9 protein-coding genes are annotated in these 8746 nt (G+C 70.2%); 4 read left to right on the top strand and 5 right to left on the bottom strand.

Annotated features, from left to right (window positions below):
* On the top strand, positions 1-1236 hold a 1236-nt coding region (locus OM960_RS20125), incomplete at its 5' end, for an ABC transporter ATP-binding protein (protein WP_264773216.1).
* A gap of 9 nt (positions 1237-1245) precedes the next feature.
* On the opposite strand, the gene OM960_RS20120 is transcribed toward OM960_RS20125, so the two are convergent.
* Both OM960_RS20120 and OM960_RS20115 read right to left on the bottom strand, forming a co-directional pair.
* Positions 1246-2382, bottom strand: coding sequence for an alkane 1-monooxygenase (locus tag OM960_RS20120; protein ID WP_264773215.1), 1137 nt, complete (start codon positions 2380-2382; stop codon positions 1246-1248).
* A gap of 53 nt (positions 2383-2435) precedes the next feature.
* On the bottom strand, positions 2436-3497 hold the full coding sequence (locus OM960_RS20115) for an A/G-specific adenine glycosylase (protein WP_264773214.1): 1062 nt from the start codon (positions 3495-3497) through the stop codon (positions 2436-2438).
* An 83-nt stretch (positions 3498-3580) separates the two neighbouring features.
* On the opposite strand from OM960_RS20115, the gene OM960_RS20110 reads away from it, so the two are divergent.
* The 3 genes from OM960_RS20110 to OM960_RS20100 are packed head-to-tail and all read left to right on the top strand — an operon-like array spanning position 3581 to position 5928.
* A complete protein-coding gene (locus OM960_RS20110) occupies positions 3581-4102 on the top strand; it encodes a DUF721 domain-containing protein (RefSeq protein ID WP_263335044.1) in 522 nt (173 codons plus the stop codon).
* Between the two features lie 4 nt (positions 4103-4106).
* Positions 4107-4790 (top strand): DsbA family protein, encoded by a 684-nt coding sequence (locus OM960_RS20105; RefSeq protein WP_263335043.1) that lies wholly within the window; start codon positions 4107-4109, stop codon positions 4788-4790.
* A 4-nt stretch (positions 4791-4794) separates the two neighbouring features.
* On the top strand, positions 4795-5928 hold the full coding sequence (locus tag OM960_RS20100) for a CaiB/BaiF CoA transferase family protein (protein ID WP_264773213.1): 1134 nt from the start codon (positions 4795-4797) through the stop codon (positions 5926-5928).
* Positions 5929-5991: 63 nt separating this feature from the next.
* Here OM960_RS20100 and OM960_RS20095 read toward each other — a convergent pair whose 3' ends face one another.
* The 3 genes from OM960_RS20095 to OM960_RS20085 all read right to left on the bottom strand — a co-directional run bounded on the left by OM960_RS20095 (position 5992) and on the right by OM960_RS20085 (position 8734).
* Positions 5992-6438 carry a hypothetical protein gene (locus tag OM960_RS20095; protein ID WP_263335039.1) on the bottom strand — a complete coding sequence of 149 codons (447 nt, stop codon included), beginning with the start codon at positions 6436-6438 and terminating at the stop codon, positions 5992-5994.
* A 62-nt stretch (positions 6439-6500) separates the two neighbouring features.
* A complete protein-coding gene (gene lpxK, locus OM960_RS20090) occupies positions 6501-7505 on the bottom strand; it encodes a tetraacyldisaccharide 4'-kinase (RefSeq protein ID WP_264773212.1) in 1005 nt (334 codons plus the stop codon).
* Positions 7505-8734 (bottom strand): 3-deoxy-D-manno-octulosonic acid transferase, encoded by a 1230-nt coding sequence (locus tag OM960_RS20085; RefSeq protein ID WP_264773211.1) that lies wholly within the window; start codon positions 8732-8734, stop codon positions 7505-7507. Before OM960_RS20085 ends, lpxK begins: the two co-directional genes overlap by 1 nt.
* Positions 8735-8746 lie beyond the last annotated feature (12 nt).

Below are 8746 nucleotides of genomic sequence, written 5' to 3'. Positions count from 1 at the left end.
GCGGCGATGTTCGGGATCCGCAAGATCCTCGGCCGGGTGCGCCAGATCATGGAGGCCGAGATGGCCTCGGCGGCCGAGATCATCAAGGTGATCCAGGAGACCTCGGCGGGGATCCGTGTCGTCAAGGCCTTCGCGCTCGAGGACAGCATGGCCGAGCGGATGCGCAGCGCGGTGGCCTCGGTCGAGAGCCGCGCCAATGCGCTGGCGCGGCTCGAGGCGGCGACGAGCCCGCTGATGGAGACGCTCTCGGGCTTCGCGATCGCCGCGGTGGTGGCGCTGAGCGCGGTCAGCCTCTTCGGCGACACCGCGACCACGCCGGGGGAGCTGATGTCCTTCGTCACCGCGCTGCTGATGGCCTACGAGCCGGCCAAGCGGCTGGCGCGGATGCGGGTCAGCCTCGAAAGCGGCATGGTCGGGGTCGGCATGATGTACCACATCCTCGACACGCCGATCTCGGTGACCGAGGCGCCCGAGGCGCGGCCCTTGCCGGCGGGGCCGGGCGCGGTGCGGCTCTGCGAGGTGAGCTTCGGCTACGGCAAGGACCGGCCGATCCTGCGCGGGCTCGACATCACCTTCGAGGCCGGGCGGACGACGGCGCTGGTCGGCCCCTCGGGCGGCGGCAAGTCGACGATCATCAACCTGATCATGCGGCTCTACGACCCGACCGAGGGCAGCGTCGAGATCGACGGCTGCGACCTGCGCGAGGCCCGCTTCGCCTCGCTGCGCGACCGGATCGCCTTCGTCGGCCAGGAGACCTTCCTGTTCGCGGGCTCGGTGATGCACAACATCCGCCTCGGCCGCCGCGAGGCGACCGACGACGAGGTGATCGCCGCGGCGAAGGCGGCCAATGCGCATGACTTCATCCTCGGCCTGCCGCAGGGCTACGCCTCCAATGTCGGCGAGAACGGCGGCAATCTCTCGGGCGGCCAGCGCCAGCGCATCGCGATCGCCCGGGCGCTCCTGCGCGACGCGCCGATCCTGCTGATGGACGAGGCGACGAGCGCGCTCGATTCCGAATCGGAGTTCCTGGTGCAGCAGGCGCTCGGCCGGCTGACCGAGGGCCGCACCACGATCGTCATCGCGCACCGGCTCTCGACCGTGATGAGCGCCGACCGCATCGTCGTGATCAAGGACGGCCAGGTCGACGAGGAGGGCGCCCCGGACAGCCTCCTCGCCAGGGACGGCCTCTTCCGAACCCTCTACGACCACCAGTTCGGACACGCGGAAGCCCGCTGACGGCGCGCGTCAGCTCGCGCCCGAGGGCATCGGCAGGCGGCCGGAATTGTAGTCGGACCAATCGGTTATGTCGGGATAGTAGGTCTTGCGCCAGGCCCGGACGCGCGGGTTCATGCGTCTGCGCCAGAGCGGCGGAACCATCGCCAGCGCTGTCATCGCCGGGTAGCCGAAGGGAAGCTGCGGAGCTTCGTCGGCGCCGTAGGTCTGGAGCAGCGGGAAGCGGCGGTCGGGCTTGTAGTGGTGGTCTGAATGGCGCTGCAGGTTGATCAACATCCAGTTGGTGACCTTGTGGTCGGCATTCCAGGAGTGGCGCGGCAGGACGCGCTCGTACTTGCTCTCGCCGAGGTGGCGGCGGGTCAGGCCGTAATGCTCGACATAGTTGACAAGTTCGAGCTGCCAGACCGCGACAAAGGCCTGCCATGCGAAGAGCGCGAGCCCCGCCCAGCCACCCACCGCATAGGCGAGCGCGAGGGCGGCGAGCTGCAGCGCGCCGTAGCGCCAGAACGGGTTCGACGGGTGCAGCACCGTGCGGCCGGCGCGGGACAGAAGCTGCCTCTCCGCCCGCCAGGCGGAGCCGGGGCCGTCCTTCAGCACCCGGAAGAAGGCGCGGTGGAAGCCCTCGTTGTAGCGCGCCGTGACCGCGTCGCGGGGGGTGCCGACATAGCGGTGATGGACGAGGAGGTGCTCGGTCCGGAAATGGCTGTAGAGCACGGTGGCAAGGAGGAGGTCGCCGAGCCAGCGTTCGAGCCGGTTCTTCTGGTGCATGAGCTCATGGGCATAGGTGATGCCGATCGAGCCCGAGATCACGCCAAGACCGAAGAAGAGCGCGATCTTTTCCCATGTGGCGAGGTGATCCGCGCGGGTGACGTACCAGATGAGGCCGTAGAGCGTGGCCGCCTGTATCGGGAACCAGATCATCGTGATCAGGCGGTACCAGAAGAGATCGGCCTCGGGCGTGTCGGGATCCGGGTTGCGGGTCTCGTTTCCGGCGAGCAGGTCGAGGATCGTCGTGCCGATCCAGCCGTAGATCGGCAACAGCCAGACGGTCCAGCCGCCGATCCCCGCGCCGGTCGCGGCGAGCGGCACGAGGACGAGCGACAGCCAGAACGGCGCCGCCGAAGTGAAGCGGGAGATCGGTTGTGACATGGGTGTTCCGCTCGCTGTCATCGCCGGCAGTCTAGGGGCGGGCGCGGGGCGGCTCAATCGGTCAGAAGCGCGCGGGACGCGAGGTCATGGACCTTGCGCATGACGGTCGGCAGGTCGCCGGGGCGGAAGTTGTCGCGGGAGACGAAATGGCCTCGCTCGGGATTGGAGCCGGCGGGCAGGCGGGCGGTCAGGACGGTGAGGACGAGGTGGAAATGGGTGAAGGTGTGGCGCACCGCGCCCGGGCTCTCCCGCCAGTCGGCGGCGGCGGGCGGGGCGGGGGCGGGCGTGGCCTCGGTCCAGGCGCTGCCGGGCCAGCCGAGCGTGCCGCCGAGAAGGCCGCGCTCGGGCCGGCGTTCGAGGAGTGCCGCGCCATCCTCGCGGGTGCCGACATAGGCGATGCCGAAACGGGTGGGTTTCGGTTTCTTGGCAAGCTTGCGGGGCAGCTCGGTCGCAATGCCTGAGGCGTGCCCTGCGCAGAAGAGGCGGAGCGGGCAGATGCCGCAGGCAGGGTTTCTCGGGGTGCAGATCGTGGCTCCGAGATCCATCATTGCCTGGGCGTGGTCGCCGGGGCGCGTCTCCGGCGTCAGGCGGCGGGCAAGCGCGGTCAGCTCGGGCTTCGCGTTGGGAAGCGGGGTTTCGACGGCAAAGAGACGGGCGGTGACGCGTTCGACATTGCCGTCGACGACGGTCGCGGGCTCGTCGCAGGCGATGGCGGCGATCGCGGCGGCGGTATAGGGGCCGATGCCAGGCAGCGTGAGGAGCGCGGCACTCGTCTCGGGGAAGCGACCATCGTGGTCCGCGACCACGGCGCGGGCGCATTTCAGGAGATTGCGGGCGCGGGCGTAGTAGCCAAGCCCCGCCCACTCGGCCATGACCTCGCCGTCGTCGGCCTCGGCGAGCGCCGCGACATCGGGCCAGCGGCTGGTGAAGCGGTGGAAATAGTCGCGCACGGCGGCGACGGTCGTCTGCTGGAGCATGACCTCCGAGAGCCAGACCCGGTAGGGATCGGGGCGGTGGCCGGCGCGGCGCTCCGCCGGGCCGATGCGCCAGGGCAGCGCCCGGGCATGGCTGTCGTACCAGGCCAGGAGGGCCGTTCCGATCTCCCTTTCGCGCAAGTTTTCTCTCCTGTTGCCGTCAATCCGGTGGGCAAGCCCGCGCCCTGCGCCTAGAATAGCGACGGGCACGGGAAAGGACAGGGATGAGCGTTGCGACTCCGGATCGGCGCGGGCGCGGCTTTCAGTCGGCGGCGCGGCTTCTCAAGGAGCGGATCCGCGTGGCCGGCGAATCGCGCGGCTTCGCGGTGTCGCGGCTTCTCACCCATTGGGCCGAGGTCGTGGGCGAGGAGATCGCGGCGATGGCCTTGCCGGTCAAGATCGGCTATGGGCGTGAGGGGATCGGGGCGACGCTGACGCTCCTGACGACGGGCGCCGCCGCGCCGGTCCTGCAGATGCAGCTTCCGAAGATCCGCGAGCGGGTGAATGCCTGCTACGGCTACAACGCGATCTCCAAGGTGGTGATCACCCAGACCGCGCCCACGGGGTTTGCCGAGGGCCAGGTCGCGTTCCGCCCCGCACCGAAGGCGCCGCCCGCGCCGCCCGATCCAGGATGCGTGGCCGCGGCGCGTACACTTTCCGGTGAGATCGGCGACCCGACGCTCCGGGCGGCGCTTGAAGCTCTGGGCGAAAAGGTCTTATCTCGGCCCGGAAAGAGGAAAGGCTGATCCCATGTCGAAGACCTATCTGATTGCCGGCGCCGTGGCGCTCGCCGCTGCCGCGGGCGGCGCCTTCTGGATGACCCGGTCCGCCTCCGCGCCCGAGGCCAACGTCACCACCTTCTCGACCGCCGCCGTCGCGCAGGAGGCCACCGCAAGCTCGCAGGCCGCGCTCGTGCCCGACATGGTGCTGGGTGAGGCCGAGGCGCCGGTCGAGGTGATCGAATATGCCTCCTTCACCTGTCCGCATTGCGCGAATTTCCACGAGACCGTCTTCGACCAGCTCAAGGCCAACTACATCGACACCGGCAAGGTCCGCTTCGTCTACCGCGAGGTCTATTTCGACAAGTTCGGGCTCTGGGCGGGTATGGTGGCGCGCTGCGGCGGCGCGGAGAAGTATTTCGGCATCGCCGACATGCTTTTCGATCAGCAGAAGGAGTGGCTCGCCCCCGGGGAAGCGGCCGGGATAGCCGAGAACCTGCGCAAGGTCGGGCTGAAGGCAGGGATCGGGGCGGAGGCGCTCGAAGCCTGCCTCAACGACAACGACATGGCTCAGGCCATGGTCGCGACCTACCAGGACAATGCCACGAAGGACGAGATCAACTCCACGCCCTCCTTCGTGATCGACGGTCAGAAGTATTCCAACATGTCCTACGAGGATTTCGCCAAGATCCTCGACGAAAAGCTCGCGAACTGAGCCGATGGCGCCGCTTCAGGGGCTGAAGGTCGTCGAGCTCGCGCGGATTCTGGCCGGTCCCTGGGCCGGCCAGATGCTCGCCGATCTCGGCGCTGAGGTGATCAAGGTGGAGGCGCCCGAGGGCGACGACACCCGCCAATGGGGACCGCCCTTCATCGTGCGCGAGGGCGATCGGACGGCCGCCTATTTCCACGCTGCGAACCGCGGCAAGAAATCGGTGACGGCCGATTTTCGCACGCCCGAAGGGCAGGCCTTCGTCCGCGATCTGGTGAAGGACGCCGATATCCTGATCGAGAACTTCAAGGTCGGCGGGCTGAAGAAATACGGGCTCGACTACGAAAGCCTGCGGGCGGTCAATCCGCGGCTCATCTATTGCTCGATTACCGGGTTCGGGCAGGACGGACCCTATGCCCACAGGGCGGGTTACGACTACATCATCCAGGGCATGTCGGGGCTGATGAGCATCACCGGCGAGCCCGATGGCCAGCCACAGAAGGTGGGCGTCGCGGTCACAGATGTCTTTACCGGCATCTATGCCGTGGCGGCGATCCTCGCCGCGGTGCACCAGCGGGGGCGGACCGGCGAGGGCCAGCAGATCGACATGGCGCTGCTCGACGTGGCGACGAGCGTGATGGCCAACCAGGCGATGAACTACCTCGCCTCCGGCACGCCGCCGATGCGGATGGGCAATGCACATCCCAACATCGTGCCCTATTCGGTCTTCGACTGCGCCGATGGCTGGATCATCATCGCCACCGGCAATGACGGCCAGTACCGGCGGCTCTGCCGGATCCTCGGGCTCGATGCGCTGGCCGAGGCGCCGGACTACCGCACCAATGCCGACCGGATCGCCAACCGGGCGGAACTGACGCGGCTGATCACAGAGAAGACGGTGTCGTGGCAGAAGGCCGATCTGCTCTCCGCCTGCGAGGCCGAGGGCGTGCCGGCGGGGCCGATCAACGACATGGGCGAGGTCTTCGCCGATCCCCAGGTCGTCGCGCGGGGGATGCGGGTGGAACTGGACGGCGTGCCGGGCGTGCGTTCGCCGTTCCGGTTCTCGGGCTCCGAGCTCGCGCTCGAGCGGCCGTCGCCGATGCTTGGCGAGCATGACGCGGAAGTGAAGGCCGGTCGCGGCTGAGGGCGGCGGCGCCGGGGGGGTCCACCCCCGGACCCCCGGAGGATACTTCCGGTAAGATGAAGATCAGAGGCCGCAGCGTTCGCGGAAGGCGAGGCGGGCGGCGCCGGTGCCCTTCATGTCGGTGCGCAGGAATTCCTGCCGTGGCAGCGCGCTGTCGATGATCATCGCGGTGCCGTTCTGGAAGTGGTCGAGGATCTCGGCCGAGACATAGAAACGGCCGATGAGGGACGGACCCGCGATGGCCACATCGACAGGGTAGCGGGCGGTGCGGCCATCGGCGAGCTCGATCCAGAGCATCAGCGAGCGGATGCCGGCGAAGCGGCCGCCGCCGGCTGCGTCGGTCAGGCGGAAATCGAGATAGCCCTGCTGGCCGCGACGGCAGCCGAACTCGGCGGCAAGGCCGCTCACGGACTGCCAGGTGCGAGCGGAATCGGGCGTCTGTTCGGTCTCCCAGGCGAGGGCCGGAAGCGCGGCGATGAGGAAGGCGGGGACAAGGGCGGTCGGTTTCATGGCGGCCTCCATGTGCGAAGGCAGGATACCCCGGATGCGGCCCCTCGCCAAATCCGGGCGGGTCAGCGGCGCGGCAGCAGCCGGTCGAGTGCCGCGTCGAGCGGCGACCAGTCGTCGAGGTCAAGCCGGACCGGGAGGGTCAGCACATTGGGCCGGAAGTCGGGCGGCAGGCGCACGGCATCCTTCTCGGTGGTGACGAGCTGGGCGTCGAGCGCCAGGGCATCGGCCTCGAGCCGGCGCAGCAGCGCGGGGCTGAGGGGCTGGTGGTCGTCGAAGGGTTCGGCGCGGGCGATCTCGGCGCCGAGGGTTTCGAGCGTGGCAAAGAACTTCTCGGGGTGGCCGATGCCGGCGAAGGCGAGGACCCTGAGGCCGGGCCAGTCCATCCCGGTCCGGAGCGGCGCGAGCTGGCCGGTCAGGTGTGGGACCCTGATCGCGTGGCCCCAGGTCGCGGCGAAGCTCTGCTGCGCGGCGGAGGGACCGATCGAGAGCAGGAAGTCGGCACGGGAAAGACCGGTCGCGACCGGTTCGCGCAAGGGGCCGGCGGGCAGGCAACGCCCGTTGCCGAAGCCCTTCGCCGCATCGACGACGACAATCGAGAGGTGCTTGGCGAGGGTGGGGTTCTGGAATCCGTCGTCGAGCAGGATGACCTCGGCGCCGGCTTTCACGGCGGCGCGGGCACCGGCAGCCCGGTCGCGGGCGATCCAGGTCGGGGTGAAGCCCGCCAGCAGAAGGGGTTCGTCACCGCAGTCGGTGGCGGTGTGGCGACGCTCGTCGACGCGGACTGGCCCGGCGAGGCGGCCGCCGTGACCGCGGCTCACGACATGGGCGGTTAGGCCGCGCCCCGCGAGCCGCTGGGCGAGCGCAATTACCGTCGGCGTCTTGCCGGTACCGCCGGCATTGAGGTTGCCGACGCAGATCACCGGCACGCCGGGATCGGCGGCGCCGGCCGAGCCGGCGGCGAGGCGGCGCGCGGTGGCGGCGGCGTAGAACCGCCCGAGCGGGGCGAGGAGCCGGGCCTGCCAGGCCGGGCGGGCGGGATCGCCGTGCCAGAATCCGGGCGCGCGCATCAGGGCGTCTCCGGCTTTTGCCGGGCGTCGAGTGTTGCCAGCGCAAGCTGCACCACGCGCTCGGCCACCTCGGCGCCACCGGAGGAGGCGGCCCAGGCATTGTGAGCCAAGACCGCCGCCTTGTCGGGTGCGATCAGGTCGCCGACCGCGGCGGCAAGAGCCTCGGGCGTGGCGATGCGGCGGGCGGCGCGGGCCTCGGCGAGGCGGGCATAGGCATGGGGGTAGGGGCCGGGATGGGGGCCGTGCAGGATCGCCGAGCCCAGTGCCGCCGGTTCGAACGGGTTGCGGCTCGTCCCGCCCTCGCCAAGCGTGCCGCCCATGAAAGTTACCGGCGCGAGCCGGTACCAGAGGCCGAGCTCTTCCTCGCTGTCGGCGATGAAGACCTGGACCTCAGGGTCGGGTTCCTCTTCGCGCGACCGTATCGCGGTGATCCAGCCTTCGCGGGCAATCCGCTCGGCCAGTGCCGGGGCGCGGTCTGGTTCCGACGGGACGAGGATCAGGAGCATGCGGTGCGCCAGCCGCATCGCATGGGCCTGGGCGGCGATGACCGCCTCCTCCTCGGCCTGCGGGCAGGCCACGGCGAGCCAGACCGGGCGGGTCTGGAGGAGGTCTGCGAGGGCGGCGCGCTCGGCCTCGTTGCCAGGTAGCGGATCGGTGGTTTCCTCGATCCGGCCGGCCACGTCGACGGGCAGGCGCCGGCCGCCGAGGGCGCGGAGCCGGGCCGCGGTCTCGGCGTCCTGGGCGAGGATCCGGGTGAAGCGGGCGAGAAGCGAGGCCGCCATGCCGGGCCGCCAGCGCCAGGCGGCCGCCGATTGCGGGGTCAGGCGGATGTCGGCGAGGATGAGCGGGATCGCACGTGCCGCGGCCTCGGTGATCAGCGCGGGCGGCAGGCTGGCGCCGGTGAGGATCGCGAGATCGGGGCGCCAGTGGTCGAGGAAGGGCCTGAGCGCTGGTAACCGGTCGGGCGGCAGCAGGTCGGAGCGGGTGTTGGCCGGAAAGCCGGTGAGGTCGGGCGGTGTCGGTCCTTCGCCGGTGACGAGGTGCCGGAGCTTCGGCCGGGCGCGCTGCAACCGCTGGGTCAGCTGGGCGAGGCTGCGCAGGTTGGCGCCACGGCCGACATGTAGCCAGGCGAGGTGGCCGTCGGGGCGCGGCGCGCGCGTTGGCGCCTCGCCCGGCGCGGCGCGGGACGCCGTCAGGAGGTAGAGCGCGAGGGCGAGTGAGCGTCCCATGCCGGCGAGGGC

The sequence above is a fragment of the Defluviimonas salinarum genome, assembly GCF_026013545.1.
In the GTDB taxonomy this organism is placed as follows: Bacteria; Pseudomonadota; Alphaproteobacteria; order Rhodobacterales; family Rhodobacteraceae; genus Albidovulum; species Albidovulum salinarum.
Note: the sequence above shows the minus strand (reverse complement) of the source record. Positions and strands in the feature narration are given on the sequence as shown.

Coding starts and splice junctions, on each gene's coding strand:
- OM960_RS20120 (WP_264773215.1), bottom strand. CDS start 2,382: ATGTCACAACCGATCTCCCGCTTCACTTCGGCGGCGCCGTTCTGGCTG.
- OM960_RS20110 (WP_263335044.1), top strand. CDS start 3,581: ATGAGCGTTGCGACTCCGGATCGGCGCGGGCGCGGCTTTCAGTCGGCG.
- OM960_RS20105 (WP_263335043.1), top strand. CDS start 4,107: ATGTCGAAGACCTATCTGATTGCCGGCGCCGTGGCGCTCGCCGCTGCC.
- OM960_RS20100 (WP_264773213.1), top strand. CDS start 4,795: ATGGCGCCGCTTCAGGGGCTGAAGGTCGTCGAGCTCGCGCGGATTCTG.
- OM960_RS20095 (WP_263335039.1), bottom strand. CDS start 6,438: ATGAAACCGACCGCCCTTGTCCCCGCCTTCCTCATCGCCGCGCTTCCG.
- lpxK (WP_264773212.1), bottom strand. CDS start 7,505: ATGCGCGCGCCCGGATTCTGGCACGGCGATCCCGCCCGCCCGGCCTGG.
- OM960_RS20085 (WP_264773211.1), bottom strand. CDS start 8,734: ATGGGACGCTCACTCGCCCTCGCGCTCTACCTCCTGACGGCGTCCCGC.